Origin of the sequence: Kitasatospora sp. NPDC056327 (genome assembly GCF_042261735.1) — a bacterium.
Lineage (GTDB): Bacteria > Actinomycetota > Actinomycetes > Streptomycetales > Streptomycetaceae > Kitasatospora.
In genome coordinates, this window is the sequence record NZ_JBHJRC010000047.1 from 1 (window position 1) to 25409 (window position 25409).

Here is a 25409-nt window from a genome sequence, read left to right on the forward strand (position 1 = left end):
GTGCTCCCCCACGGAGCACCCGGCCGGTCGCCGTCACCGAGCCGTCGGCCCGGCCGGTCCGGTGGCCGTCGCCTCAGGTCGCCGTCGGCGCCCCCGGACGGGCCGGGGTCCGGGCTCCGCCGCCGGACAGCTCGGCCAGCGGGGCGCTGCCCAGCACCCCGCCCAGCAGGCCCGAGCCGGAGCCGCCCGGGGCCCCGCTCTGGCCGCCGGACCCGGCGCTGGGCGCGGGCTTCGGCGCCGTCCCGGTGCCGGACGCCGGGGCCGTGGTGGCCCGCTGCGCGGGCGTCGACCCGCCCGGTGCGGACGCGGCCGGCGACGCCGGGGCGGCCGGGGGCGTGGCCGGGGCCGCCCCGGTCTCCGGCCTGGCCGAGGACTTCGCCCTGCCGCTCGGCGTGGCGGTGGCGGTGGCGGTGGGCGTGGCCGGCTTCGACGGGGTCGGCGAGCCGGACGGCGCCGGCGTGCCGGCCGCCGCGCCCGGCGTGGCCGGCCGGGACGGCGCCGGCGAGGTCGCCGACGGGGCCGGCGCCTTGCCGCCGGGCGTGCCGGACGGTCCGCCGCTCGGCCAGACCGGGGTCCCGTACTCGGTGGCCGGCCGGGACGGCGCCGGGTGCGGCCGGGCGCCGGTACGGACCGCCGCGCCCAGCATCGAGCCGAGCAGCAGGGTCAGGCCGACCACCGCCGCGGTGACCACCGCACCGCGCCGCAGCACCCGGCGGCGCAGGGCGGCCGGCGCGCCCGCGCCGTACCGCCGCCAGGCCTCCAGGCCGAGCCGTCCGTCCAGCGAGGCGAACGGGGCTCCGGCGATCAGCAGCGGGCTCCAGGCGGCCAGGAAGATCAGGTCGGGCGTGTCGTAGACCGGGACGGCCCGCCAGCTCACCGTGAACAGCAGCGCGGCGGACAGCGTCATCGCCGCGCCGGCCGCGACCCGCTGCCAGAGCCCCAGGACGGTCAGCACGCCGACCACGATCTCGGTGAACGACACCACCAGCCCGGAGCCGACCGGGTGCGCCATGGCGAAGGCCAGCAGCGGCTCGGCGGCCTTCCAGGGGTGCAGCGAGCCGAGCCAGCGCATCATCGAGCCGCGCTCGCCGCCGTCGAAGTACACCGGGTCGCAGAGCTTGCTGAACCCGGCGTAGACGGAGAGCGAGCCGAGCACCGCGCGCAGCGGCAGCAGCACCAGGCCGAGGTCGACCCGGCGGCCGGGGTACCAGGGCTGCCTGCCCTCGGCGTCGGCGGCCGAGACCTCGGGCAGCTCGCCGCTGGGCGTCCAGCCCTGCGGCGCGCCGACCGGGCCGCGGCCGGCCTCGGTGGCGGTGCCGTCCCCCTCGCGCGGCTGGCGCGGCACCGTCCGGGCGCCGCCGTAGGACGGGATCACCTGGGTGTCCGCGTCCGCCAGGGAGCCGCCGGAGAGCCCGCCGCGCCCGCCGACCCCGGCCGGGACGCCGCCGAGCCGGACGGCCTCCAGCAGCTGGGTGGCGGCGACGTCGCCCGGCCGGGCCGCGCCGGTCCAGGTCACCGCGGTGACCCGGCCCTTGCGGCGCGGCGGCGCCCCGGCGAGGCCCCCGGCCAGCGCCGGAACGGCGGCGGCGGGGACGACCACCTGCGGGGTGACGGACGGGCGGCGGATCAGGCCCTGGGCGCCGTAGGGGTCGCCGAACGCGGCGCCGGTGGACAGCAGTCCGGCCGGAGCGTCGATCAGCGGCGCCACGGGGGCGCCGAGCCTGAGCCGGAAGCTCGCCTGGGTGCTGCTGAGGCGCGCCGGGTCGGACGGCACCTTGACCGTGTTGAGGCCGGGGCCCGCGTCAATCCCGGTGCTGCCACCGCCCAGGAGCGGGCGCCGAGGTGTTCTGGTGTCCACGCCCGTCTAACCGGGTGACGCCCGGTTAGGACACTCTCCCGAGTGGATATCGGGAGTCCCCTTGAAGTGATCATGAGAAAAGCGATCGGATCCGGGCGGATCCGATCGCTTTCCCCTGATTGCGGGCGAACGGCGGGCTGTTCCGAAGAACGCCTTGCGCCGGACACCGGCCGTGTGCTCCGTCCGACGGCCCGAACAACGGGCCCGGACCGCGGGCGCCCCGGAGGTCAGCCGACCTTGGAACGCAGCCGGGCCGCCTCGTACAGCACGACGCCCGCCGCGACGCCCGCGTTCAGCGACTCGGTGAGGCCGGACATCGGGATCCGCACCAGCAGGTCGCAGGTCTCGGAGACCAGCCGGGACAGGCCCTTGCCCTCGCTGCCCGCGACGATCACCACGGGACCGGTCAGCGCCTCCAGGTCGGCGATCTCGGCCTCGCCGTCGGCCGCCAGGCCGACCACCAGCAGACCGGCCTTCTGGTACGTCTCCAGCGCCCGGGTCATGTTGGTGGCACGGGCGACGGGCAGCCGGGCCGCCGCGCCCGAGGAGGTCTTCCAGGCACCGGCGGTCATGCCGGCCGCCCGGCGCTCCGGGATGACCACGCCGTGCGCGCCGAAGGCGGCGGCGGAACGGACGACGGCGCCCAGGTTGCGGGAGTCGGTGACCCCGTCCAGCGCCACGATCAGCGCGTCCCGGCCGGAGTCCGCGGCCTCGGCCAGCAGGTCCTCGGGGTGCGCGTACTCGTACGGCGGGACCTGCAGCACCAGGCCCTGGTGGTTCATCCCGCCGGTCATCTGGTCCAGCTGCGGGCGCGGGGCCTCCATCAGCGGGATGCCGCGCTCGTTGGCGGCCTGGAAGGCGTCGCGGACCCGGTCGTCGGTGTCGATGAACTGCTGGACGTACAGCGCGTTGGCCGGCACGTCGCCCTGCAGGGCCTCGACCACCGAGTTGCGGCCGAAGACCAGCTCGGCGGAGCCGGCGCCACCGCGGCCGCCGCGGCCGCCGGCACCGGCCCGGCGCATGCCGGCCCGGGCCTTGGCATCCCGCTCGCGCTTGATCGCGGCGTTGGCGGCCCGCTGCTTCGGGTGGCCCTTGCGCTCCTCACCGGGCGGGGTCGGGCCCTTGCCCTGGAGCGCCTTCCGGCTGTGGCCGCCGGTACCGACACTCGCGCCCTTCTTCGACCCGGGGTTGCGGCGGTTCCTGCGCTGGCTGTTGCCGGCCATGGCTGTACTTCCTGTCTGTCTGTCCGGCATGGGCCGGCCGCCCCGGCACGGGCCGGTGGCGGCCGACGGCATGCGCTCCGTCATGCGGGAGGGCCGCACCGGTCCGGTACGGCCCCACCTCGCCCCTCGGTCACCCGGGGGTTACTGGCTGTTGATCGTCCAGCGCGGGCCGGACGGGGTGTCCTCGATCGCCAGCCCGGCCAGGCCGAGCTGGTCGCGGATGGCGTCCGCGGTCGCGAAGTCCTTGCGGGCCCGGGCCGCCTGGCGCTGGTCCAGGACGAGCCGGACCAGCGAGTCGATCACGCCGTGCAGGTCCTCGCCGCGCTCCGTCCCGGCCCACTGCGGGTCGAGCGGGTCCAGACCCAGTACTCCGAGCATCGCACGTACCTCGGCCAAGCGCGCCACCGCGCTCTCCTTGTCGTCCGCGGTGAGGGCGCTGTTGCCCTGGCGGACGGCGGTGTGCACGATGGCGAGCGCCTGCGGCACGCCCAGGTCGTCGTCCATCGCCTCGGCGAAGGCCGGCGGCACCTCGGGCGCCGCGTCGACCGCGCCGCAGCGCTCCACGGCGCGCTGGATGAAGCCCTCGATCCGGCCGAACCCGGCCTCGGCCTCGCGCAGCGACTCCTCGCTGTACTCGATCATCGAGCGGTAGTGCGGGGCCGACAGGTAGTAGCGGAGCACGATCGGCCGCCAGCGCCGGACCATCTCGGAGACCAGCACCGAGTTGCCGAGCGACTTGCTCATCTTCTCGCCGGCCATGGTGACCCAGGCGTTGTGCACCCAGAAGTTCGCGAAGTCGTCGCCGTAGGCCTTGGACTGGGCGATCTCGTTCTCGTGGTGCGGGAAGATCAGGTCCAGGCCGCCGCCGTGGATGTCGAAGGCCGGGCCCAGGTACTTGTGGGCCATCGCCGAGCACTCCAGGTGCCAGCCCGGACGGCCGCGGCCCCACGGGGTGTCCCAGCTGGGCTCGCCGGGCTTGGCGGCCTTCCACATGGCGAAGTCGCGCGGGTCCCGCTTGCCGGTCTCGCCCTCGCCGGAGGGCTGCTGGAGGTTCTCCAGCTTCTGGTTGGAGAGCGCCAGGTACCCGGGGTACGACTTCACGTCGAAGTAGACGTTGCCGTCGGCGGCGTAGGCGTGGCCCCGCTCGATCAGGCCGCGCATCATCTCGACCATCTCGGGGATGTGGCCGGTGGCCCGCGGCTCGACGGTCGGCGGGAGGCAGCCGAGCGCGTTGTAACCGTCGTTGAACGCGCGCTCGTTCTCGTAGGCGATCTGCCACCACGGAGTGCCGAGCTCGCGCTCCTTGGCGATGATCTTGTCGTCGATGTCGGTGACGTTGCGCGCGAAGGTCACCTGGTAGCCGCGGTAGGCGAACCACCGCTGCATGACGTCGAAGTTGAGGTAGGACCGGACGTGCCCGATGTGTGGCGCCGACTGGACGGTAGCGCCGCACAGGTAGATCGAGACACAACCCGGTACAAGCGGGACGAAGTCGCGTACCTGGCGGGTGCTGGTGTCGTACAGGCGAATGCTCACAGCGTCAAGCGTAGTGGGCGGTGGGGGGTGCCCCGCGACATTCCGGAATGTCAAGACCGCCGCGGAACCATTTTCCCCGGAGGCACCCCTGCCGAGCCCCGCGGCTCAGATCGAACCGACCACCCGCCGGGGGCTGAGCCGGACCACCACGCGCACGTCGTCCGGGCCGTCGAAGCCGTACGTGGCCTCGCCCCGGTACTTCAGGGACAGCTCGTCGATCAGCTCCCGGCCGCCCTCGCGGGTCAGCGTCACCTCGCCGCGCACCTCAAGGTAGGTGTACGGGTCCTCCGGCGGGTTGACCAGCAGCGAAACCCTCGGGTCCTGCACCAGGTTGAGGTGCTTGCGGCGCCCCTCGACGGTGGAGAGGAGGATGTCCTCGCCGTCGCGCTTCACCCAGACCACGGAGGACTGCGGGCTGCCGTCGGGCTGCACCGTGGAGATCACGGCGAAGCTCTTGTCGTCGATCAGGGCCTTGGCCCGGTCGGAGAGTTGGGTGCTCATGGGAAACCTCGTCTCGTCGGCGGCGGAACGGCCCGAGGGGAGAAGCCCGCGCGGGCCCGAACCAGAACACTAGCGACTCGGGCCCGCACAGCGCCCGGTGAACACCCGTCAGCGGCGGAATGTTCCCCGGCCCTCTTCCGGCGGCGTCAACGCCGTTCGTACACCAGGGCGGTGGCGATCGCGGCCAGCCCCTCGGCGCGGCCGGTGAGGCCGAGCCCGTCGGTGGTGGTGCCGGAGACCGACACCGGTGCGCCGACCGCCTCACCGAGCGCGGCCTGAGCCTCCGCGCGGCGCTTGCCGATCTTCGGCCGGATCCCGACCACCTGGATCGCGATGTTGCCGATCTCGAAGCCGGCCTCCCGGACCAGCCGGGCCGCCTCGCCGAGCAGCTTCACCCCGGAGGCGCCGGCCCACTCCGGCCGGTCGGTGCCGAAGTGCGCGCCCAGGTCGCCGATCCCGGCGGCCGAGAACAGCGCGTCGCAGGCCGCGTGCGCGGCCACGTCGGCGTCCGAGTGCCCGGCCAGGCCGTCCCCGGCCCCCGGCCACTCCAGCCCGGCCACCCACAGCGGGCGGCCCGGCTCGAAGGCGTGCACGTCGGTGCCGACGCCCACCCGGGGGACGACGGGGAGCTGCGGGTCAGTAGGCATCGGAGGCCCTCCTGCGGGCGAGCACGGCCTCGGCGAGGACGAGGTCCAGCGGACGGGTCACCTTGAAGGCCTCCTCGTGGCCGGGCACCACGACCACCCGGCCGCCGAACCGCTCGACCAGGCCCGCGTCGTCGGTCACCGGCGGCAGGGCGCCGGCGTCGCCCGCGGTCTCCTCGGCCAGCGCCCTGGCGTGCACCTCGGCCAGCGTCTCCCGGCGGAAGCCCTGCGGGGTCTGGACCGCGCGCAGGGTGGCCCGGTCGGGCGTGTCGAGCACCGGCTCGGGCCCCCCGGGGACCGGCTCCACCCGCTTGACCGTGTCGGCCAGCGGCACCGCGGGCACCACCGCCCCGGCACCGGCCCGGACCGCGGACGCCACCGCGTCCACCACCTCGACCGGGACCAGGGGCCGGGCGGCGTCGTGCACCAGCACGATGCCGACCTCGGCGGGGATGGCGGCCAGCCCCAGCCGGACCGACTCCTGGCGGGTCGCCCCGCCGGCCACCACCCGGATGTCCTTGCCCTCCAGACCGTGGCCGTCGAGCAGGGCGGACACCTCGGCCACCCCGTCGACGGGGGCCGCGACCACGACCAGGCCGACCGCGCGGCTGCGGACCAGGGCCCGCACGGCGTGCACCAGGAGCGGCACGCCGCCCAGTTCACGCAGGGCCTTCGGGGCCCCCGGTCCCAGGCGCTCACCGCGTCCGGCGGCGGGCACCACTGCTGCTGCGACTGCTGCTGTGGCGTTCAGGTTTCACTCCTTCGGCGAAGTGGGTATGGCAGTGGCGTGCACGACGGGCGCGGACCCCTTCCGAAGCACCACCGTCCGCCGCCCGCGGAATCAGCAGAAACGGTCATGCGGACCCGGAGCCGGCCGGGCCGCGCGGGTGCGGAGGCGTCGTCCGGACACGCCTCAGCGCCCGAAGTGCCACTGCACCACCCTCGGACCTTCGGTCCGGTGGGCGGCGCGCCGGCATCGGGCGCTGCGAACATTGTGGAGCGGACGGCCGCTACGAGGCGAGCACCTCGTCGAGCAGCGTCTCCGCCTTGTCCTCGTTGGTGTTCTCCGCCAGCGCGAGCTCGCTGACGAGGATCTGGCGCGCCTTGGCGAGCATGCGCTTCTCCCCGGCGGAGAGGCCGCGCTCGCGCTCACGGCGCCAGAGGTCGCGGACGACCTCGGCGACCTTGATGACATCGCCCGAGGCGAGCTTCTCCAGGTTCGCCTTGTAGCGACGGGACCAGTTGGTCGGCTCTTCGGTGTACGGTGCGCGGAGCACCTCGAAGACCCGGTCCAGACCCTCCTGGCCGACCACGTCGCGAACGCCGACGAACTCCGCGTTCTCGGCGGGCACGCGGAGCGTCAGGTCTCCCTGCTGCACCTTGAGCACCAGGTAGGTCTTGTCCACACCTTTGATCTGGCGAATTTCGATGGCCTCGATCAGCGCGGCCCCGTGATGGGGGTAGACCACCGTGTCGCCAACCTTGAACGTCATGTGACAGGACCCCTTCCGTGGCTTTCCAGAATAACACGCTTTTCGGCGCACCCGAAGGGCGTTTTCGCAGGTCAGGGCCGGTCTCGGGGCTTGACAAGGACCCCTATGACGTGCTGCGACCGGTGTTCGAGGGCGGCTTCCCGCAGGTCGGAGGCGGTACGGCCGTCCGTCGAAACCTCTGGCAACACTCCCGAAACCGTGATTTGATCTTGAGCTTTCACCGTTTATCGGGCCGTTTCCGGATCGTGATCCGATCTTGGTCGCCGCTTGACCTGAACACGTTGACATGCGGCCGTCCGGAGGCCCCCGCCACGCCGGGCGCGCGACACGAAGGGACCTCCCCGTGAGGACGGCATAAGTGAGGTCGATAATCTGAGACCTGACCTACCGACACGTGACCTAGGAGAAGCCGCCGCCGTGAGCCGCAGCCTTCGACGCGGCGGCATTGCCGCCCTCGCCGCCCTCGCCATCGCCTCGCTGTCCTCCTGCGCCGCCGGGAACACCCCGGAGACCCTGCAGATCAAGCCCGACAACGCGTCGGCCACCCTCGGCACCGACATCCGGTTGAACAACATCGTCGTGGTCACCGGGGACGAGTCCTCCGGCGAGCACACCGGCCCCGCCAACGTGACGGTGAACATCAGCAACAGCGGCACCGAGGTGCTCGAACTGCAGTCCCTCACCGTCGCCGGCACCGGCAACGCCACCTTCGCCGACGCCAAGGGCGCCCCGCTGACCAGCATCTCCGTCCCGGCCGGCGGTGCCGTGCTGCTCGGCGGCCCGGGCAACCCGACCGCCAAGGTCGCCTCGGTGACCTTGAACGTGGGCGGCTACGCGGCGACCTCCTTCGCGTTCAAGAACCAGGAGAAGCTCGACACCGAGGCGCAGGTCAGCCCGAACACGAACCTGTACAAGGGCTTCGGTCCGGCCGCCGCCCCGGGCGCCGCGCCGAGCAGGACCGCCACGCCGGCGGCCCCGGCCGCGGGCGCCACCACCCCGGGGCACCCGGCCGGCCACTGAGGCCCGGCGCCCGGGCCCCGCAGACCGGGGGCCCGGCACCGCGCGCACGCACGGGAACGCCCCTCCGGCCGGTGCCGGAGGGGCGTTCCCGTCTGCTTCCGCGGCTGCGGGCCGGGTCTACGGCTCGAACTTGTAGCCGAGGCCGCGCACGGTGACCAGGTAGCGCGGCGCGCCCGGGTCGGGCTCGATCTTCGCCCGGAGGCGCTTGACGTGGACGTCCAGCGTCTTGGTGTCGCCGACGTAGTCCGCGCCCCAGACCCGGTCGATCAGCTGCATCCGGGTGAGCACCCGGCCGGCGTTGCGCAGCAGCATCTCCAGCAGGTCGAACTCCTTGAGCGGCAGGTCGACCTTGGCACCGTCCACCGTCACCACGTGCCGGTCGACGTCCATCCGGACCGGGCCGGCCTCCAGGGCGCCGGGGCCGCCGCCGTCGCCGGGGCCCTCGTTCTCGCCGCGGCGGCGGAGCACCGCGCGGATCCGGGCGACCAGCTCACGGGTGGAGTAGGGCTTGGTGACGTAGTCGTCCGCGCCTATCTCCAGACCGACGACCTTGTCGATCTCGCTGTCCTTGGCGGTGACCATGATCACCGGCACGTTGGAGCGGACCCGCAGCTGGCGGCAGACCTCGGTACCGGGCAGCCCCGGCAGCATCAGGTCGAGCAGGACGAGGTCGGCGCCGTTGCGTTCGAACTGCTCCAGGGCGTCGGGGCCGGTGGCGGCGATGGCCACCTCGAAGCCCTCCTTGCGAAGCATGTACGAGAGGGCGTCGCTGAACGACTCCTCGTCCTCGACCACCAGTACTCGGGTCACGATCAGGCCTCCGGGGCAAGCTGGGGGGTTGTTTCTGACAGGAATGGCGTGGACTGCCCCGCGGGGGGCGGGTCCACGGGGGCCTGCCCGGCGGGCAGGCGGAGGGTGAAGGTGGAGCCCTGGCCCTCGACGCTCCACACCGACACGGTGCCGCCGTGCGAGGCGGCCACGTGCTTGACGATGGAGAGGCCGAGGCCGGTGCCGCCGGTCTGCCGGGAACGCGCGGGGTCGACCCGGTAGAACCGTTCGAAGACCCGCTCGCGGTCCTTCTCGGAGATGCCGATGCCCTGGTCGGTGACCGAGATCTCGATCAGCTCGCCGTCGGCCTCGCCCAGCGCGGCGGCGCTGGAGATCCGGCGGGTGGCGATCGCGACCCTGGTCCGCGGCGGACTGTAGTTGACGGCGTTCTCGACGAGGTTGCCGAGCGCGGCGGCGAGCTGGCCGCGGTTGCCGTGCAGGTAGAGGCCGGCGATGCCGCCGGCCGCGATGAGGATCTGCTTGGCGGCGGCCTGCTGGCGGCAGCGGTCGATCGCCTCGGCGATCAGCTCGTCCACCGCGACCGGTTCCGGGTCGACCATCAGCCGGTCGTCCTGGACCCGGGAGAGGTCGATGATCTCCTGGACCAGGCTGGCCAGCCTGGTCGCCTCGATCTGCATCCGGCCGGCGAAGCGCTGCACCGCCTCCGGGTCGTCGGAGGCGTCCGCGACGGCCTCGGAGAGCAGCGAGAGCGCGCCGACCGGGGTCTTGAGCTCATGGCTGACGTTGGCGACGAAGTCCCGGCGCACGGCCTCCACCCGGCGGCGCTCGGTCTGGTCCTCGACCAGCACCAGCACCAGCCGGGAGCCCAGCGGGGCGACCCGGACCGAGACCGCGAGCGGCTCGACGGCGCGCGCCGCGCCGGGGCGGGGCAGCTCCAGCTCGACCTGGCGGATCTCGCCGTCCCGGCGGGTGGCGCGGGCCAGCGAGAGCAGCTGGTCGACGGCGACCGCGCCGCCGCGGACCAGTCCCATCGCGTACGCCGCGGAGCTGGCCTTGACCACGTCGTCGCCCTCACCGAGCACGATCGCGCAGGAGCGCAGCACGGAGAGGACGGTGTCGACCCCGGGCGGCAGCGGGGGTTCCTGCGCCGGGCCCAGGGCCTGGCTCCGGTTGGTGCCGCCGTACCTGCCCCTGGCCTGCTCGCGCTCGCTCCATCGGAAGGCGACCGAGGCCGTGAGGCCGACGCCGAGCCCGGCTATGGCGCAGGCAGCGGCGGCGGCCACGTTCACGTCCATACCGCCAGCCTAAGCGCACGGTGAGGGCGCTCCCCAAGGGCCCGATCAAGGGATCGGCCGTACGTTGCCGAGAATTCACCTTCAGGTTGTCATTGATTAACCGTGCGGGTCGTGCGTGGTCGCCCGGACGGCCCAGAGTTGGCGCCGGAGCCCGTGTGGGAAGGGCGGCCCGGCCGGTCGGCCGCAGGCCGCCCCGGGTGCGCGCGTACGATGCGCGCCACCAGCAGCGGTCGTCCGTGCGCCGTTCGAACGGTCGTACCGGACGGCCGGTCGGCACCGCCACCGACACAGCTACTGAGGAGAGAGCATGCGCGACGCGTACCACGAGGAACTCGACTCGATCGGCGACAGCCTGGTCGAGATGGCCCGCCTGGTCGGTTCGGCCCTCGGCCGGGCCACCACGGCACTCCTCGACGCGGACCTGGCCCTGGCGGAGAGCGTGATCGCCGCCGACGAGAAGATCAACGACCTGCACCACGAGCTGGAGAACCGGGCGATCGACCTGCTCGCCCGTCAGCAGCCGGTCGCCACCGACCTGCGCATCGTCGTCACCTCGCTGAGGATGAGCGCCGACCTGGAGCGCTGCGGCGACCTCGCCCGGCACGTCGCGAAGGTCGCGCGGCTGCGCTACCCCGAGTCGGCGGTGCCCGGCGACCTGCACGCGACCGTCCTGGAGATGGGCCAGCTCGCCCAGCGCCTGGTCGCCAAGGCCGGCCTGGTGATCGCCACCAAGAACGTCGACAAGGCGCTGGAGCTGGAGCAGGACGACGACGCGATCGACGCGCTGCACCGCGAGCTGTTCGCGCACCTGATCGACGAGCGCTGGCACCACGGCATCGAGACCGCGGTGGACGTCACCCTGGTCGGGCGCTACTACGAGCGGTTCGCCGACCACGCGGTCTCGGTGGCCAAGCGCGTCGTGTACCTGGTGACCGGCGAGCACGTGGACGAGTTCGTCGCGGCCACCGAGGCGGCCGCCGAGGTGGAGTGACACTCCGGTGTCCACCCGCCTTTCGTCCTCGGACGGCGTTCACACCCAGGGGTGAGTCAGGGGTGGGTAAACCCCTGACGGGGGGTGGTGGGGAAGCACTGTCGGATGGTCTCCCCACCACTGCGCGCCCGTTGACGCTCCCTCCGGTCTGCGGTTTCACTCGATTCCGTGGGCACCGAGGCGTGCCCGGCGAAGGAGGGGTCCGCGCGATGAAGGCAAACCCGACCGGCCCGGCATCGACTCCCGACACCACGGAACCGCCCGCACCACGGCTGCTGCCCGTCCTCGCGGCCGGCTGCGGCTGCGGTCCGGGCTGCGGCTGCGGCTGCCAGTCCGGCGCCCCCTGCCAGTGCGGCGGGGTCGACGGCGGCTGCTGCGGTCACTGACCGGCCGCCCGCTCCGGTCGTCACGTCCGCTCCGGCGGGCCGGACCCGTCCCCTGCGCCTCCCGCGGAGCTCCGGGGTGCACGGCTGCCGTGGGAGACGGCCGTGCACCCCGGTCTCCTCACCGCCGGGGCGCCGACGGGGTCCGCTGGGCGGGATCGGGCGTCAGAACTGCACGTCCGCGCAGGAGTAGAACGCGTTGGGCGTGTCCGCCACGTCCCAGACCGCGACGACCACGTGGTGACCGGTCCGGCCGGTCGGCAGGGTCGCGGTGTGACTGAGCGTGCTGGGCACCTGGGTGTTGTTGTAGGGGACGTTCAGGAACGGGGTCAGCTCCAGGTTGGCCCGGGTGACCTTCTGCGTGGCGTCGTAGCCGGGCTTGGTCAGGTAGTACCGGAAGCCCGAGGTGGCGTGCCGGGCGGTGAACCGCCAGGTGAACGTCAGCCGCTGGCCCGCCGAGACGGCGGTGGTCGGCCAGGCCCCGCCTCTGGGGTCGTCCAGCTCGGAGAACCTGCCGTTGCCGCCGGCGCAGATGGTGCCGTCGACCGGCCCCCTGGCCGGGAAACCCTTCGCGCCCTCGACGCTCTGCGGCTCCCAGCGGATCGCTCCGCAGTCGGTCACGGTGCCCGCTCCGCAGAGCGCGGCGCGGCTGGGCGGAGTGGTGATGTAGCCGTGCGACTGTGCCGGAAAGGCGACCGCGACCGGCACCGCGAGGGCGGCGATCACGGCTCCGACGACATGACGTGTGCGCATGGTGCTCCTCCGTGGGGGTGGATGGAGTGTGCGCCTGGCGCGGACACGCGCGCGTGGGGGCTTGGCATGCCAGCGCCGGGTCGGTGCTCCACACGGTAGGAGCCACCGCCGGGGGCCGTCAATGGTCTGAACCATTTTCACGCCCCGGAGGCCGACACGAACTCGCCGGGACAGGAGGCGAGTTGAACACGAAGGACCCCGCCCCCCGGGAAGGGGGAGCGGGGTCCTCGACGAGCGGTGGGGCTACTTCTTGCCCTGGTTCTTCACGGCCTCGATCGCGGCGGCGGCGGCGTCGGCGTCGAGGTAGCGGCCACCCTTGGCGAGCGGCTTGAAGTCGGCGTCGAGCTCGTAGACCAGCGGGATGCCGGTCGGGATGTTGAGGCCGGCGATGTCGGCGTCGGAGATGCCGTCGAGGTGCTTGACCAGCGCGCGCAGGCTGTTGCCGTGGGCGGTCACCAGAACGGTCTTCCCGGCGGCGAGGTCCGGGACGATGGCGTCGTACCAGTACGGCAGCATCCGCTCGACGACGTCCTTCAGGCACTCGGTGCGCGGACGCAGCTCGCTCGGGATCTCCGCGTAACGGGCGTCGCCGGCCTGCGAGTACTCGGCGTCGTCGGCCAGCACCGGCGGCGGGGTGTCGTACGAACGGCGCCAGAGCTGGAACTGCTCCTCGCCGAACTCGGCCAGGGTCTGGGCCTTGTCCTTGCCCTGGAGCGCGCCGTAGTGCCGCTCGTTCAGGCGCCAGCTGCGGCTGACCGGGATCCAGTGGCGGTCGGCCTTGTCCAGGGCGATCTGCGAGGTGCGGATGGCGCGGCGCAGCAGCGAGGTGTGCAGCACGTCCGGGAGGAGGCCCTCGGCGGCGAGCAGCTCGCCGCCGCGCGCGGCCTCCTTCTCGCCCTTCTCGTTGAGGTCGACGTCGACCCAACCGGTGAACAGGTTCTTCTGGTTCCACTCGCTCTCGCCGTGGCGGAGCAGGATGAGTCGGTACGTCGTGTCAGCCATGGCCCCCAGCTTAGTGGAGCACCGGAAAACCCCTGGTGGGCGCCTCCCCGGATGAGTAAGGTGTGCACTGCACCAGTGACACTTACTCGTCCGCTGAGCGGTCCTGCCCGCACGGCTCGGCGGACGTCCGCCTGCCCGGGAGCCCCCACATGCCCGTTTCCGTCCCAGCCCGTGCCCTCAGAGGCCTCTCCGAAGCCGTGAGCGGACTGCCCCGGCAGTACTGGTGGCTCTGGACCAGCACCCTGATCAACAAGCTGGGCGCGTTCGTGGTCACCTTCCTGGCACTCTACTTGACCACCGAGCGGGGCTATTCGGCCTCCTACGCGGGGCTGGTCGCCTCGCTGTTCGGCCTCGGTTCGGCGATCGCCTCGCTCGTCGCCGGGGTGCTGAGCGACCGGATCGGACGGCGTCCGACGCTGGTCGCCGCCCAGCTCGGCACCGCCCTGTTCACCGCGGTGCTCGGCTTCACCGACGGCCAGGTGGCCATCGCGGTGGTCGCCTTCCTGGTCGGCTTCTGCAACAACGCGACCCGGCCCGCGACCTCGGCGATCATCGCGGACATCGTCCCCGCCGAGGACCGGGTCCGCGCCTTCGCCCTGAACTACTGGGCGATCAACATAGGCTTCGGCCTCTCCGCGGCGGCGGCCGGCCTGATCGCCACCCACGGCTACCTGACGCTCTTCCTGCTGGACGCGTTCTCCACGGTGGTCTGCGCGGTGGTGATCTTCGTCCGGATCCCCGAGACCCGGCCCGACGCGCCCGCCGCGCCCGCGGACGGACCGAAGGCCGGCCCGGCCATCGGCCTCGCCGGGGTCTTCCGGGACGGCCGCTTCATGGCGGTGGTGGTGCTCAACCTGCTGCTCGCCCTGGTCGCCCAGCAGGGCTCGACCACGCTGGCCGTCGACATGGGCCGGGCCGGCATCACCGCGACCCAGTACGGCCTGGTGATCGGCCTCAACGGCCTGCTGATCGTGGTCCTGCAGATCCCGCTCACCCGGTGGATGGAGGGCCGGGACCGGACGGCGCTGCTGGTCGCCAGCGCGCTGTTCATCGGCTGGGGCTTCGGGCTGACCGCGCTGGCCGGCTCCTCCGCGTGGTTCTACGCCTTCACCGTGGCGGTCTGGACGCTCGGCGAGATCCTCAACGCGCCGACCATGATGGGCCTGGTCGCCGAGCTGTCGCCGGCCCAGGCGCGGGGCCGCTACCAGGGCGTCTACTCGCTCTCCTGGTCGCTCGCCTCGTTCCTCGGGCCGGCCGCGGGCGGCGTGCTGCTGGAGCGGGCCGGCAGCGGGGTCATGTGGGGGGCGTGCGCGGTGGTCGGCACGGTCGCCGCGGGCGGGTACGTCCTGCTCGGCCGGCGGCCGGGGGCTGCACTGGCGAAGCCGGACGTGGTGGCGACGGGCACCGCACGGGTGACCCCGGCGGACGCCGCCGAGCCCGAGCGGGCCGCGACGGGCGGCTGAGCCGCGCCCCGGCCCGCCGCGGTGCCCGCCCCGCTACTCCGCGGCGGGCACCGCGGCGGCGTCCGGGCCCGGGCCGGCGAGGTGCGCGAAGGCCGCCAGGTTGCGGGTCGACTCCCCGCGCTTGGTCCGCCACTCCCACTCCCGCCGGATCGCGGTGGCGAAGCCCAGCTCCAGCAGGGTGTCGAACGGCTCGTCCGCGTTCTCCAGCACCGTGCCCAGCAGCCGGTCCACGGAGTCCGGGGTGAGCGCCTCCAGCGGGAGCCGGCCCACCAGGTAGACGTCCCCGAGCCGGTCGACCGCGAACGCCACGCCGAACAGCCGGGTGTTGCGCTCCAGCAGCCAGCGGTAGACCGCCTCGTGGTTCTCGTCCGGGCGGCGGATCACGAAGGCGTTCACCGAGAGGGTGTGGTCGCCGGCCCGCAGGGCGCAGGCGGTGCTCAGCTTCCGGGTGCCCGGGAGGGTCGCCACCAGGGTGTACGGGTCGGCGGGGGCCGGTTCCCAGGCCACCCCGGCCTCGTCCAGGGCGGTGCGCAGGAGGGTCAGGGCCTCGTCCTTGGTGCGGATTGCCATGGGGGTGACGTTACCCGGGGGTACATCCGGGCGCAGCGGCGGCGGCCGGGGACCGGGGCCGGACCCGGACCGGCCGCCGCGCCCGGCGGATCAGGCCCGCAGGCGACGGGCCCCGGCCGTCCGGCCGGCGGGGGCCAGGCTCCCGGCGTACACCTCGGCGGTGGTCGCGGCGGCGGTGTCCCAGCCGAACCCGGCCGCGTGCCGGGCCGCCTCGCCGCCCCGCCGGGCCACCAGCCCGGGGTCGGTGACGTACGGCTCCAGCGCGTGCGCCCAGGCCACCGGGTCGTGACCGCTCACCAGGGTGCCCGTGACGCCGTCCCGGACGGCGACCGGCAGACCGCCCACCGCGGCCGCCACCACCGGGGTGCCGCAGGCCTGGGCCTCCAGCGCGACCAGCCCGAAGGACTCGCTGTACGAGGGCATCACCAGCGCGGTCGCGGCCCGGTACCACTGCGCGAGCATCTCCTGGCCCACCGGCGGGTGGAACCGCACCACGTCGCCGATGCCCAGCTGGGCGGCCAGCTTGTGCAGGCTCTCCGGCCTGGCCAGACCGGTGCCGGACGGACCGCCGACCACCGGCACCACCAGCCGCTCGCGCAGCTCCGGCCGCCGCTCCAGCAGCACGGCGACCGCGCGCAGCAGCACGTCCGGGGCCTTCAGCGGCTGGATGCGGCCCGCGAAGAGCAGTACCGCGGCGTCGGCGGGCAGCCCGAGCCGGGCACGGGCGGCCCGGCGGGCGGCGGGGCCCGCGGCGTCCGTCCCGGTGCCGGCGGACGGCACGGCGGGCCGGAACACGTCCAGGTTGACGCCGGGGTGGACCACGGCCAGCTGGTCCGGACGGGCCCCGTAGAACCGGGCCAGCTCGGCGGCCTCCTCGGTGGTGTTGGCGATCAGCCGGTCGGCCGCCTCCACCACCTGGGTCTCGCCGATCACCCGGGCCGGCGGCTCGGGGGTGTCGCCCTCGGCCAGCGCCGCGTTCTTCACCTTCGCCATGGTGTGCATGGTGTGCACCAGCGGCACGCCCCAGCGCTCGGCGGCCAGCCAGCCGACCTGCCCGGAGAGCCAGTAGTGCGAGTGGACCAGGTCGTAGTGGCCGGGGCGGTGGCCGGCCTCGGTGCGCAGCACCCCGTGGGTGAAGGCGCAGAGCTGGGCCGGCAGGTCCTCCTTCACCAGGCCCTCGTACGGGCCCGCCGTGACGTGCCGGACCAGCACGCCCGGGGCCAGCTCCACGGTGGGCGCGTCGTCCGAGCAGATCGCCCGGGTGAAGACCTCGACCTCGATGTCCAGCTCGGCCAGGCGCTTGGCCAGCTCGACGATGTAGACGTTCATGCCGCCCGCGTCGCCCGTCCCCGGCTGGTGCAGCGGGGAGGTGTGGACGCTGAGCATGGCTATCCGGCGCGGGCGGCGGCGGCCTCCCTGGACGAGCGCCTGGAGCCGGCCCCGCGCGGGCGTGGCCTGCGGGGCACGGCGGACCGAACGGACGGGGTGCTGGATCACCTGGCTGAAGCCTCCTCGTGTACTGCCCGTCTCAGCAGCCCTGCTTGCCTGCTGCCTGTTGCGTGGTGCCGGTGCGCGACGCCGCCCTGACGCTCGGCCGCGACGGCACCCGGTGCGGGGTGCCCGTCCGATGCCCCGCCCGGACACACCTCACCACCAGTCTGCCAACCACGGGCCCGGCGACCGGCATTCCCGGGGCGCCGCATGAGCTGCGCCACGCGCCCCGGCCGCGGCCCCGCCGGCCGTGCTCCGCCCGGCGCCGGCCCGTGGCCGGCCCGTCCGCCCCGGCGCCGGGCGGTCCGTGTCACCGCTCCCCGCCGCCGCCCGCCGGCCCGGCCGCGCGGGCCCCGTACCCTGTGGTCCATGGCCGCCTCCTCCCCCGACTCCGTCGCCGCGCCCGCCCGCGGACGGGCCGGGCGGCCGGTGGGCACCGTCACCCGCGGCACCACCAACACCAACCGGCTGCGCCGGATGGACCGCTGGATCGCCCACACGCTGGGGCCCGCGCTGCGCTCCGCCGAGCACCCGCCGGTCGCCGTCGACCTCGGGTACGGGGCCGCGCCGTGGACGGCGGTCGAACTCTCCGCCCGGCTGCGCGCGGTCCGCACCGACGTCCGGGTGGTGGGCATCGAGATCGAACCGGCCCGGGTCGCCGCGGCGCTGCCGTACGCGGTGCCGCCGCTGCTGACCTTCCGGCGCGGCGGCTTCGAGGTGCCGCTGGACGGCGGCGCGCCCGCCCGGCTGATCCGGGCCGCCAACGTGCTGCGGCAGTACGAGGAGTCGGCGGTGGCCGGGGTCTGGGAGCGGCTGTGCGCCCGGCTGGCGCCGGACGGGCTGCTGGTCGAGGGCACCTGCGACGAGATCGGCCGCCGGCACGTCTGGGTGGCGCTCGGGCCCGAGGGGCCGCGCACGGTGACCTTCGCGGCCCGGCTGGGCGGCCTCGGGCAGCCGTCCGACCTGGCCGAACGGCTGCCCAAGGCGCTGATCCACCACAACGTGCCGGGCCGGCCGGTGCACGCGTTCCTGCGCGACTTCGACCGCGCCTGGGCGGCGGCCGCGCCGTACGGGGCGTTCGGCGCCCGGCAGCGCTGGGCCGCCGCCTGCGCCTCGCTGGCCGGGACCTGGCCGCTGGTGGACGCGCGCGGGCGGTGGCGCCAGGGCGAGGTCACGCTGCCCTGGACGGCGCTGGCCCCGTAGGCCCCCGGCCGGTCCTCCGCGGGTTCCCCGCAGGTCCTCCGCGGCTGCCGCCGCGCGGGCGACGGCGTACGGACAACGGCGTACGGAGGACGGCGCACGGAGGACGGTGCGGGCCGACGTGCCGGTGACCGGTCCCGGTACCCGAGCGGACCCGGCCGGTGATCGATCCCGTGGATTCACTCGAACGAGTTATCGAATATCTCTGGCGTGTTGACGGCTCGTCACGCCACCATGGGGGCACCCGCCCGGCGGCTCATTCCCGTCCCGTCAACCCCAGCTCCCGTCCGACGCCCACGAAGACCTCGTACATCTCCTGCCCGAGCAGGACGAACCGCACCTCCTCCGGCCCGCTCCCCGGCTCCGCCGTCACCTCCGCCACGGTGCCGAGCGCGATCCGGGCCGCATCCGCCGGCGGCCACCCGAAGATCCCGGCCGACACCGCCGGGAAGGCCACCGTGCGCGCACCCAGCTCCACCGCGACCCGGAGCGACTCGCGGTAGCAGGAGGCCAACAGCTCCGCCCGCTCCTCGTACTCGTCCGCCAGATGGACCGGCCCCACCGTGTGCACCACCCAGCGGGCCGGCAGCTCACCGGCCGTGGTCGCCACCGCCTGCCCGGTGGGCAGCCCCCGCCCGTACCGGGAGGCCCGCAATCCGCGGCAGTCCTCCAGGATCCGCGGTCCGCCCCTGCGGTGGATCGCACCGTCCACACCACCACCGCCCAGCAGGGAGGAATTCGCGGCGTTCACCACGACGTCCACCTGCTGCGCAGTGATGTCACCCTCGACCAGGGTGATCCGCGTCACCATCGTGCTCCCCCTTCGTCCGCCCGCCCGGGAGCCCGTCGGCACGGGCTCCGGCTCCTGTCCCCGCCATCGTCCAACACACCGCCACCGGCGTGGCGATAGCCACAACGGCGCCGGTCGGCCAGAGAAATCCCCGGAGATCACGTTATGGTCGCGAGAAGTTCCCCGACGCAGAGTGCCGAGCGGGCACTGCGGACGGACGCCGGCCGTTACGCACTCGGGGAAAGGGAGGATCAGCCGATGCCCGCAACGGCAGACGGGCGGGCACCTGGTGCCGCGGACCTGCCGGGCGCCCAGAACGGCGCCCGCCCCGGGCGTGCCCTCGAACGGTCCGCCCCCGAACGGTCCGCCCCCGAACGGTCCGCCCCCGGCCGTTCCCCCGCGCGGGCCCGGCCGTCGGCCGGCCCCGCCACGGCACCCGCTCCGATACCCCACCCGCGGTCGGACGCCGCCCCGGCCGGCCCGGCCGCCCCGCCCGCCCCCGCCGCGGCCCCCGCCGCCACCGCCCCGCTCAGGCTGCTGGTGATCGAGGACGACGCCTCCGACGCCCAGCTGCTCAAGGCCGCGGTGGCCGACAGCGGCGCGCCGATCGAGATCCACTGGACCCGCGGTCTCGACCAGGCCTTCGACCTGCTCGCCCCCGCCCAGTCCGGCTCCCGGCGCGGCCGGTCGCGCGCCCCCGAACCCGGCCGCGGCGACTTCAGCTGCGTCCTGCTCGACCTCGCCGCCCCCGCCGACCTGCCGCACCCCTCGGACTCCTCCGACGGCCTGGAGGGCCTGCACGCCCTGCTCCAGCGGGCCCCGCACACCGCCGTCGTGGTCCTCACCGACGCCGCCGGGGCCGAACTCGGCGCCGCCGCCGTGGCCGCCGGCGCCCAGGACTTCCTGGTCAAGAACGAGACGGACGGCCCGCTGCTGGCCCGCGCCCTGCGCTACGCCGTGGAGCGCAAGCGCGCCGACGAGTCGCAGCGCCGGCTCGTCGAGGCCGAACTGCGCGGCCAGGAGAACGCCCGGCTGCAGCGCCACCTGCTGCCCACCCCGCTGCTCGACGGCGCGAACCTCTCCTTCACCCGCCGCTACCGCCCCGGCCGCCGCCGCGCCCTGCTCGGCGGGGACTTCTACGACGCGGTCCGCACCGAGGACGGCACCGTCCACGTGGTGATCGGCGACGTCTGCGGCCACGGCCCCGACGAGGCGGCGCTCGGCGTGGCACTGCGGATAGCGTGGCGGACCCTGGTCTTCGCCGGCCTCACCGGCGAGACGCTGCTGACCACCCTCCAGCACGTGCTGGAGCACGAGCGGCGCAGCGACGAGATCTTCGCGACGCTCTGCATGCTGATCATCGAGCCGGGCGACGCCACCGACCCGGAGGCCGCCGAACAGGCCCGGCTCTACCTCGCCGGCCATCCGCCGCCGCTGCTGCTCGGCACGGGTCACACCCCGGTCGGCCTGCCCGCCGACCACGCCGGCCCCGCGCTCGGCCTGCTCCCCTGCGACGACTGCCAGGCCGTCTGGCCGGCCCACCGCTTCGAACTGCCCGCCGGCTGGCGGCTGCTGCTCTACACCGACGGGCTGATCGAGGGCCGGATCGGTGCCGGTTCCCGCCGCCTCGGCCAGGACGGGCTGGCCGATCTAGTCGGCGACCACCAGTCCGCCGGGCTGACCCGGGGCCGACTGGTCGACAGCGCGATCGCCGAGGTCGAGGAGCTGAACGGCGGCGCCCTGACCGACGACGTCGCGGTGCTGCTGCTGGAGCGCAATCCGGCGCCCCTGCTGCTGGGTTAGCGCCCGCGCCCGGGCCGGGCCACCCGGGCGGGGGGCGGAGGCCGGGAGCGCGGAGACGACGGGCCCCGGCGACCGCGCGGACGGGCCCGCCGGCCGCCGGGGCCCGGTGCTCCGGTGTCACCAGGGCCCGTACGGCCCCATGTTGCGCTGGTCGCCCCGGCCGCCGCCCCGGTTGGTCAGCGCCCGGATCGCCGGGCGGACGTCGACCACGTAGACGATCGCGGCGACCAGTCCGCCCAGGGTGAGGAAGCTGGTCATGAAGTTCGCGCCGAACAGCAGGTCCAGGCCGAACGCGATCCCGAGCACCGCCAGCCAGAAGCCCTTGGTCTTCTTGTCGGCCGCCCGGTAGCCGTCCTCCGGACGGGTGGCGGCGTCGACCAGCGCGTACAGCTTGTAGCCCAGGATGGCGACGGCCAGCCACCAGAACGGGTTCAGGTAGTCCAGGAACAGGATCTGGGCCACTCCGCCCATCACGGCCTCCTCTGCGTCTCGCTGCGGCACCCCTGCCCGCCCATCCTGGCACGGCAGGCGGTCCGCCCGCGGGGTCAACGGCCCGGCGGCACCCGACGTGCCCCGGGTTGCTGCGGGCGGGCCGGCCCGCGGTCAACCGGCCCGGCCCACGCGGCCCGCTACTCCGCGTTCCGGCGGGAGCGGCCGCGCTTCGGCGCCGCGGGCGCCTCCTCCTCGACCAGTTCGCCCTCGACGAGCTCGCCGCCGGCCGTCACGTCGACCCGCTCGGCGATCGTCTCACCGGCACCGGCACCGGCCTCGCCGCGGCCGCGGTCGACCACGACCTTGCCGCGCTCGGCCAGCCCGTCGTAGGTCTCCTTGGCCTTCACGGCCAGCTCGACGGCGCGGCCCACCTGCTGGAGGGCGAAGGTCTGGGCCTTCTCCTGGAGGACCCTGAGGTCGGCCGGCAGGGTGGTGACCGTACCGGCGACCTTCGCCTGGGCCTCGGCCAGCCGGGCGGTGGCCTTCTCCTGGGTGCCCCTGCGGTCCGCGGCGAGCGCCTCCACCCGGCCCGGCACCTCCCGCAGCTTCTCGTAGGCGAGCTCCCCCGCGCCCGCGAGGGCGTACAGCGGGGTCGGGTCGGTCAGGGTCTTCTTGATCTCGTCGGTGATCGGCATGGCCGGGTCCTCCCGTGGTGTCTAGGGCGTCCTGCCCTCGTGCTCGTCCGCGCTCCCGCCCGTGCCCCTGTCCGCGCCGGACGGCTTCCCGGCGGCGTTCTCCTTGAGAAAGGCGTCGTAGACCGCGAGCAGCGCCTGCTTCTGCCGCTCGTCGATCAGCGGATCGGCCAGGATCGAGGCCCGCAGTTCCAGGCCCTCACCGCGCCGTTCCTCCAGGATCCCGGCCTGGACGTAGAGCGTCTCCGCCGAGATCCGCAGCGCCTTGGCGATCTGCTGCAGGATCTCCGCGCTCGGCTTGCGCAACCCCCGCTCGATCTGGCTGAGGTAGGGGTTGGACACGCCGGCGGCCTCCGCCAGCTGCCGCAGCGAGTACTGCGCGTTGCGCCGCTGTTCGCGGATGTACTCGCCCAGCGGGCCGACGTTCAGGGAGGCCATGCGACCACCCTGCCCCAGGGTGCTTGCTTTTGCAAGCACAGCGCTAGCGCGGGCAAGCGGCCCGGCCCGGCGCGGGGCCGGGCCGGGCGGACCGGCGCGTCAGGCGGGGAGGCGGACGGGCATCAGGACGGAGAAGGCCCCGGGCCGGTCGGGGGTGCGGATCGCGAGGGGGGCGACGGGACCGCCGAGTTCGAGGACGAGCTGCCCCGGGGCGCCGGTGGGGAGCGCCTCCAGCAGGAAGTCGCGGTTGACCGCGACCCGGAGCGCCCCGGGGGCCCCGGAGCCGTCGGGAGCGGCGACGGTGAGGCGGCCCGTCCCGTCGACGGCCAGGACGGCGACCTCGCAGGCGGCGCCGTGCGGGCCGGACGGGAGGGTCCGGGTCGGGGCGGACGCGACGGCCTCGCGCAGGTCGGCGGCGGACAGGCCGACCCGGTGGACCGGGTCCAGCCGGACCAGCGGGCGGTAGTCGGGGTAGTCGTGGTCGAGGGCCGCGCCCTCGATCCGGTGGCCGTCCACCTCCACCCGGACCGTCGCGGCCCCCAGCGTCAGGCGAGCCGTGCCGTCGGCGGAGCCGAGCAGCGCGCGCAGGGCGTCGGCCAGCGCGGCCGGCACGACGACGGCGACCGGGGCCCCGTCGGCGGCCTCCGATTCCGCCCCGGCACCCGGGTCCGGGTCCCCGGCCCGGGCCAGGTCCGGGTCCGGGTCCGCGCCGGGCGTGCGCACGGGCACCTCGGCGAGCGCCATCCGGTAGCGGTCGGTGGCGACCAGCCGCAGCAGGCCGCCGTCCAGGTCGAACAGCACGCCGGACAGCACCGGCAGCTCCGGGTCGCTGCCGACGGCGAAGCGGACCGCGTCCAGGGCGCCGGCCAGCTCACGGGCGGCGACGGTGCGGCGGTGTTCGGCGGGGGCGGTGGTCATCGGGCTCTCCCTCTGGTCGATCAGCCTGCGGATCAGGGAGAGCTCCCGGCGCGCGTCGGCGAGGCCGTCCTCCAGCCGGCGCAGGTGGGTGTCGACCACCCGCCGGGCCACCCCGCTGCCGGGGGCGGCGCCGAGCACGGCCCGGACGTCGGCCAGCGGCATTCCCACCCGGCGCAGCCGGGCGAGCAGCCTCGCGTCGGCGAGCTGACCGGGCGCGTACCAGCGGTAGCCGGTGCGCGGGTCGACCCGCGCGGGGGCGAGCACGCCGGCGCCGTCGTAGAAGCGCAGGGTGCTCACGCTCAGACCGCTGTCGCGGGCCAGCTCGCCGATGCTGCGCAGGTCGCTCTCCATGCCGGGACTCTCGGGCCTCGACCAGGTCGAGGGTCAAGCCGGGCGGCCGGACCCGCCCCGACCCTACCGGCGGCGGGCCCCGGCCCTCCGGCGTCCGGCGCGGACCGGATCTGTCGCACCCGGCCGATAGCGTCGACGGACCGGAGCGGGGGGAGCCCGTCCGGCGAGGTTCCACCGACGAGAGGCGACGGATCATGCCCACCCTGGTGAACGCCGAGACCGACGAGCGCGACGCCCTGCTCTCCTTCCTCGCCGCCCAGCGCGGCGGACTGCGGCGGGCCGCGCTCGGCCTGACCGAGGAGCAGGCCGCCGCCCGGCCGACCGCCGGCGCCCTCTCGCTCGCCGGGCTGATCAAGCACGCGGCGGTCTGCGAGCGCGAGTGGATCGTCGGCACCCTGATGGGCCGCCCGCTGCGGGACGGGGAGAACCCCGAGGAGGACACCTTCACCCTGACCGGGGAGGAGACGCTGGCGCACTGGCTGCACCGGTACGAGGAGATCGCGGCGGAGACCGAGGAGATCGTGCGGGGCCTGCGGGACCTCGACGTGGACGCGCCGCTGCCGGAGGCCCCGTGGTTCCCGGCCGGCTCCCGGCGGACCGCGCGCTGGGTGCTGCTGCACCTGATCGAGGAGGCCGCCCGGCACGCCGGCCACGCGGACATCGTCCGCGAGTCCCTGGACGGCCTGACCGCGTTCGAGCTCGTCGACCGGGAGCTGTCGGAGGCCGCCGCCCGGTAGGCCCGGGCCCGCCGCCCCCGCCGGAACGCACCGGCGGGGGCGACCCCGACCATTGGTTGAACTTTGAACGAAACCGGTCTACAGTGGAGCCATCAAGTTGAAGCCTAAACAAATGGCTTCGAACCCGAGGAGGAGCCATGGGCCTTTTCAACCGCACCAAGACCACCACCGCCCCGACCGCCGTCGCCGTCGTCGAGGGCCCGGACCTCGGCCACCTGACCGGCGACTGGACCATCGACAACACCCACAGCGAGATCGGCTTCGCCGTCCGCCACGCGATGGTCACCAACGTCAAGGGCCGCTTCACCGAGTACGAGGGCAGCCTCCACCTCGACGGCACCACCCCGGGCAACTCCACCGCCGAGCTGGTGATCAAGGTCGCGAGCATCGACACCAACCAGGCCCAGCGCGACGAGCACCTGCGCACCGGCGACTTCTTCGAGGCCGAGACCTTCCCGGAGATGCGCTTCCGCAGCACCTCCGCCGAGCGCGTGCGCGACGACTCCTACCGGCTGACCGGCGAGCTGACCATCAAGGGCACCACCCGCCCGATCGTCCTGGACCTCGACTACACCGGCAGCGCCACCGACGCCTACGGTGCCGACCGGGTCGGCTTCGAGGGCAAGGCCGTCCTGGACCGCACCGACTGGGGCCTGACCTACAACGCCGCGCTGGAGACCGGTGGCGTGCTGATCGGCGAGAAGGTCAAGCTCACCTTCGACATCTCCGCCGTGAAGGCGGCCTGACGCGGCCGACCACGGCCCCGGGCCCGGTACCTGCGGCCCTCCCCGACCGCGGGCGCGCCCGTCGGCCCCCCGACCGACCACGCACCCGCACCCGCCCCACCCCTGCCGACCCCCGAGCGGCAGGGGTGGGGTCGTCTCCGGCGCACCGTTCGCGGCCGGGACGGGCACCGCGCCGACCACGGTCACCGCGGCATGACGCCGCTCCGGGGACCACTGCCGCGGCACCGGCGGAACGAGGGAGCGGCGGTACCGGTGGCCCGGACCGTGGTGGGCGTCCCGCCCGGCCCGGG

At 74.6% G+C, this 25409-nt stretch carries 25 protein-coding genes; 7 read left to right on the plus strand and 18 right to left on the minus strand.

Annotated features, from left to right (window positions below):
* Positions 1-73 precede the first annotated feature (73 nt).
* The 7 genes from ACFCX4_RS10010 to ACFCX4_RS10040 all read right to left on the minus strand — a co-directional run bounded on the left by ACFCX4_RS10010 (position 74) and on the right by ACFCX4_RS10040 (position 7255).
* Positions 74-1858, minus strand: a complete 1785-nt coding sequence (locus ACFCX4_RS10010) for a DoxX family membrane protein (RefSeq protein ID WP_376140297.1) — start codon at positions 1856-1858, stop codon at positions 74-76.
* 227 nt (positions 1859-2085) lie between these two features.
* A complete protein-coding gene (gene rlmB / locus ACFCX4_RS10015; protein ID WP_376140299.1) occupies positions 2086-3081 on the minus strand; it encodes a 23S rRNA (guanosine(2251)-2'-O)-methyltransferase RlmB in 996 nt (331 codons plus the stop codon).
* Between the two features lie 141 nt (positions 3082-3222).
* Positions 3223-4617, minus strand: coding sequence for a cysteine--tRNA ligase (gene cysS, locus ACFCX4_RS10020; RefSeq protein ID WP_376140301.1), 1395 nt, complete (start codon positions 4615-4617; stop codon positions 3223-3225).
* A 105-nt stretch (positions 4618-4722) separates the two neighbouring features.
* Positions 4723-5118, minus strand: coding sequence for a PPOX class F420-dependent oxidoreductase (locus ACFCX4_RS10025; protein ID WP_376140303.1), 396 nt, complete (start codon positions 5116-5118; stop codon positions 4723-4725).
* Positions 5119-5264: 146 nt separating this feature from the next.
* A complete protein-coding gene (gene ispF, locus ACFCX4_RS10030) occupies positions 5265-5765 on the minus strand; it encodes a 2-C-methyl-D-erythritol 2,4-cyclodiphosphate synthase (protein ID WP_376140305.1) in 501 nt (166 codons plus the stop codon).
* Positions 5755-6513, minus strand: coding sequence for a 2-C-methyl-D-erythritol 4-phosphate cytidylyltransferase (gene ispD, locus ACFCX4_RS10035; RefSeq protein WP_376140359.1), 759 nt, complete (start codon positions 6511-6513; stop codon positions 5755-5757). The genes ispF and ispD overlap by 11 nt, the downstream gene beginning before the upstream one ends.
* Positions 6514-6772: 259 nt before the next feature.
* Complete coding sequence (locus ACFCX4_RS10040; protein ID WP_030244332.1) at positions 6773-7255, minus strand: CarD family transcriptional regulator; 483 nt, start codon at positions 7253-7255, stop codon at positions 6773-6775.
* Between the two features lie 417 nt (positions 7256-7672).
* Here ACFCX4_RS10040 and ACFCX4_RS10045 point away from each other — a divergent pair, with 417 nt between their 5' ends.
* A complete protein-coding gene (locus ACFCX4_RS10045; RefSeq protein WP_376140307.1) occupies positions 7673-8275 on the plus strand; it encodes a DUF461 domain-containing protein in 603 nt (200 codons plus the stop codon).
* Between the two features lie 117 nt (positions 8276-8392).
* Here ACFCX4_RS10045 and ACFCX4_RS10050 read toward each other — a convergent pair whose 3' ends face one another.
* A complete protein-coding gene (locus ACFCX4_RS10050) occupies positions 8393-9085 on the minus strand; it encodes a response regulator transcription factor (protein WP_030305055.1) in 693 nt (230 codons plus the stop codon).
* Between the two features lie 2 nt (positions 9086-9087).
* Complete coding sequence (locus ACFCX4_RS10055; RefSeq protein WP_376140309.1) at positions 9088-10359, minus strand: sensor histidine kinase; 1272 nt, start codon at positions 10357-10359, stop codon at positions 9088-9090.
* Positions 10360-10666: 307 nt separating this feature from the next.
* Between ACFCX4_RS10055 and phoU the strand changes: the two genes are divergently transcribed.
* Entirely contained in the window at positions 10667-11350 is a 684-nt protein-coding gene (gene phoU, locus ACFCX4_RS10060; protein ID WP_376140311.1) for a phosphate signaling complex protein PhoU, read from the plus strand.
* A 548-nt stretch (positions 11351-11898) separates the two neighbouring features.
* On the opposite strand, the gene ACFCX4_RS10065 is transcribed toward phoU, so the two are convergent.
* Both ACFCX4_RS10065 and ACFCX4_RS10070 read right to left on the minus strand, forming a co-directional pair.
* Positions 11899-12486 carry a lytic polysaccharide monooxygenase gene (locus ACFCX4_RS10065; protein ID WP_376140313.1) on the minus strand — a complete coding sequence of 196 codons (588 nt, stop codon included), beginning with the start codon at positions 12484-12486 and terminating at the stop codon, positions 11899-11901.
* Positions 12487-12729: 243 nt separating this feature from the next.
* Complete coding sequence (locus ACFCX4_RS10070; RefSeq protein WP_376140316.1) at positions 12730-13488, minus strand: phosphoglyceromutase; 759 nt, start codon at positions 13486-13488, stop codon at positions 12730-12732.
* Positions 13489-13637: 149 nt separating this feature from the next.
* Here ACFCX4_RS10070 and ACFCX4_RS10075 point away from each other — a divergent pair, with 149 nt between their 5' ends.
* Positions 13638-14951, plus strand: coding sequence for an MDR family MFS transporter (locus ACFCX4_RS10075; protein ID WP_376140318.1), 1314 nt, complete (start codon positions 13638-13640; stop codon positions 14949-14951).
* 33 nt (positions 14952-14984) lie between these two features.
* Here the strand turns inward: ACFCX4_RS10075 and ACFCX4_RS10080 are convergent, their stop codons facing one another.
* The gene (locus tag ACFCX4_RS10080) at positions 14985-15521 is read right to left on the minus strand and encodes a YbjN domain-containing protein (RefSeq protein ID WP_376140320.1); all 537 of its coding nucleotides are present in this window, start codon (positions 15519-15521) and stop codon (positions 14985-14987) included.
* A 90-nt stretch (positions 15522-15611) separates the two neighbouring features.
* Positions 15612-17018 (minus strand): D-inositol-3-phosphate glycosyltransferase, encoded by a 1407-nt coding sequence (gene mshA, locus ACFCX4_RS10085; RefSeq protein ID WP_376140322.1) that lies wholly within the window; start codon positions 17016-17018, stop codon positions 15612-15614.
* A gap of 363 nt (positions 17019-17381) precedes the next feature.
* Between mshA and ACFCX4_RS10090 the strand changes: the two genes are divergently transcribed.
* Complete coding sequence (locus ACFCX4_RS10090; protein WP_376140323.1) at positions 17382-18215, plus strand: class I SAM-dependent methyltransferase; 834 nt, start codon at positions 17382-17384, stop codon at positions 18213-18215.
* 253 nt (positions 18216-18468) lie between these two features.
* Here ACFCX4_RS10090 and ACFCX4_RS10095 read toward each other — a convergent pair whose 3' ends face one another.
* Positions 18469-19020: an O-acetyl-ADP-ribose deacetylase gene (locus ACFCX4_RS10095; protein WP_376140361.1), complete on the minus strand. Its 552-nt coding sequence runs from the start codon at positions 19018-19020 to the stop codon at positions 18469-18471.
* 240 nt (positions 19021-19260) lie between these two features.
* On the opposite strand from ACFCX4_RS10095, the gene ACFCX4_RS10100 reads away from it, so the two are divergent.
* On the plus strand, positions 19261-20805 hold the full coding sequence (locus ACFCX4_RS10100; protein WP_376140325.1) for a SpoIIE family protein phosphatase: 1545 nt from the start codon (positions 19261-19263) through the stop codon (positions 20803-20805).
* A gap of 117 nt (positions 20806-20922) precedes the next feature.
* On the opposite strand, the gene ACFCX4_RS10105 is transcribed toward ACFCX4_RS10100, so the two are convergent.
* The 4 genes from ACFCX4_RS10105 to ACFCX4_RS10120 form a co-directional block, all read right to left on the minus strand.
* Entirely contained in the window at positions 20923-21276 is a 354-nt protein-coding gene (locus ACFCX4_RS10105) for a DUF2516 family protein (protein ID WP_376140327.1), read from the minus strand.
* A 158-nt stretch (positions 21277-21434) separates the two neighbouring features.
* Complete coding sequence (locus ACFCX4_RS10110) at positions 21435-21932, minus strand: hypothetical protein (protein ID WP_376140329.1); 498 nt, start codon at positions 21930-21932, stop codon at positions 21435-21437.
* Between the two features lie 21 nt (positions 21933-21953).
* The gene (locus tag ACFCX4_RS10115) at positions 21954-22367 is read right to left on the minus strand and encodes a helix-turn-helix domain-containing protein (RefSeq protein ID WP_376140331.1); all 414 of its coding nucleotides are present in this window, start codon (positions 22365-22367) and stop codon (positions 21954-21956) included.
* Positions 22368-22466: 99 nt separating this feature from the next.
* Positions 22467-23636 carry a MerR family transcriptional regulator gene (locus ACFCX4_RS10120; RefSeq protein WP_376140333.1) on the minus strand — a complete coding sequence of 390 codons (1170 nt, stop codon included), beginning with the start codon at positions 23634-23636 and terminating at the stop codon, positions 22467-22469.
* Between the two features lie 194 nt (positions 23637-23830).
* Here ACFCX4_RS10120 and ACFCX4_RS10125 point away from each other — a divergent pair, with 194 nt between their 5' ends.
* Both ACFCX4_RS10125 and ACFCX4_RS10130 read left to right on the plus strand, forming a co-directional pair.
* Positions 23831-24373, plus strand: a complete 543-nt coding sequence (locus ACFCX4_RS10125) for a DUF664 domain-containing protein (protein WP_376140335.1) — start codon at positions 23831-23833, stop codon at positions 24371-24373.
* A gap of 137 nt (positions 24374-24510) precedes the next feature.
* Positions 24511-25119 (plus strand): YceI family protein, encoded by a 609-nt coding sequence (locus ACFCX4_RS10130; protein ID WP_376140337.1) that lies wholly within the window; start codon positions 24511-24513, stop codon positions 25117-25119.
* Positions 25120-25409 lie beyond the last annotated feature (290 nt).

What these genes read in the sequence shown, in the direction of transcription:
- rlmB (WP_376140299.1), bottom strand. Translation starts at nt 3,081, where the DNA reads ATGGCCGGCAACAGCCAGCGCAGGAACCGCCGCAACCCCGGGTCGAAG.
- ACFCX4_RS10025 (WP_376140303.1), bottom strand. Translation starts at nt 5,118, where the DNA reads ATGAGCACCCAACTCTCCGACCGGGCCAAGGCCCTGATCGACGACAAG.
- ispF (WP_376140305.1), bottom strand. Translation starts at nt 5,765, where the DNA reads ATGCCTACTGACCCGCAGCTCCCCGTCGTCCCCCGGGTGGGCGTCGGC.
- ACFCX4_RS10040 (WP_030244332.1), bottom strand. Translation starts at nt 7,255, where the DNA reads ATGACGTTCAAGGTTGGCGACACGGTGGTCTACCCCCATCACGGGGCC.
- ACFCX4_RS10055 (WP_376140309.1), bottom strand. Translation starts at nt 10,359, where the DNA reads ATGGACGTGAACGTGGCCGCCGCCGCTGCCTGCGCCATAGCCGGGCTC.
- phoU (WP_376140311.1), top strand. Translation starts at nt 10,667, where the DNA reads ATGCGCGACGCGTACCACGAGGAACTCGACTCGATCGGCGACAGCCTG.
- ACFCX4_RS10065 (WP_376140313.1), bottom strand. Translation starts at nt 12,486, where the DNA reads ATGCGCACACGTCATGTCGTCGGAGCCGTGATCGCCGCCCTCGCGGTG.
- ACFCX4_RS10070 (WP_376140316.1), bottom strand. Translation starts at nt 13,488, where the DNA reads ATGGCTGACACGACGTACCGACTCATCCTGCTCCGCCACGGCGAGAGC.
- ACFCX4_RS10075 (WP_376140318.1), top strand. Translation starts at nt 13,638, where the DNA reads ATGCCCGTTTCCGTCCCAGCCCGTGCCCTCAGAGGCCTCTCCGAAGCC.
- ACFCX4_RS10080 (WP_376140320.1), bottom strand. Translation starts at nt 15,521, where the DNA reads ATGGCAATCCGCACCAAGGACGAGGCCCTGACCCTCCTGCGCACCGCC.
- ACFCX4_RS10090 (WP_376140323.1), top strand. Translation starts at nt 17,382, where the DNA reads ATGGCCGCCTCCTCCCCCGACTCCGTCGCCGCGCCCGCCCGCGGACGG.
- ACFCX4_RS10100 (WP_376140325.1), top strand. Translation starts at nt 19,261, where the DNA reads ATGCCCGCAACGGCAGACGGGCGGGCACCTGGTGCCGCGGACCTGCCG.
- ACFCX4_RS10105 (WP_376140327.1), bottom strand. Translation starts at nt 21,276, where the DNA reads ATGGGCGGAGTGGCCCAGATCCTGTTCCTGGACTACCTGAACCCGTTC.
- ACFCX4_RS10110 (WP_376140329.1), bottom strand. Translation starts at nt 21,932, where the DNA reads ATGCCGATCACCGACGAGATCAAGAAGACCCTGACCGACCCGACCCCG.
- ACFCX4_RS10115 (WP_376140331.1), bottom strand. Translation starts at nt 22,367, where the DNA reads ATGGCCTCCCTGAACGTCGGCCCGCTGGGCGAGTACATCCGCGAACAG.
- ACFCX4_RS10120 (WP_376140333.1), bottom strand. Translation starts at nt 23,636, where the DNA reads ATGGAGAGCGACCTGCGCAGCATCGGCGAGCTGGCCCGCGACAGCGGT.
- ACFCX4_RS10125 (WP_376140335.1), top strand. Translation starts at nt 23,831, where the DNA reads ATGCCCACCCTGGTGAACGCCGAGACCGACGAGCGCGACGCCCTGCTC.
- ACFCX4_RS10130 (WP_376140337.1), top strand. Translation starts at nt 24,511, where the DNA reads ATGGGCCTTTTCAACCGCACCAAGACCACCACCGCCCCGACCGCCGTC.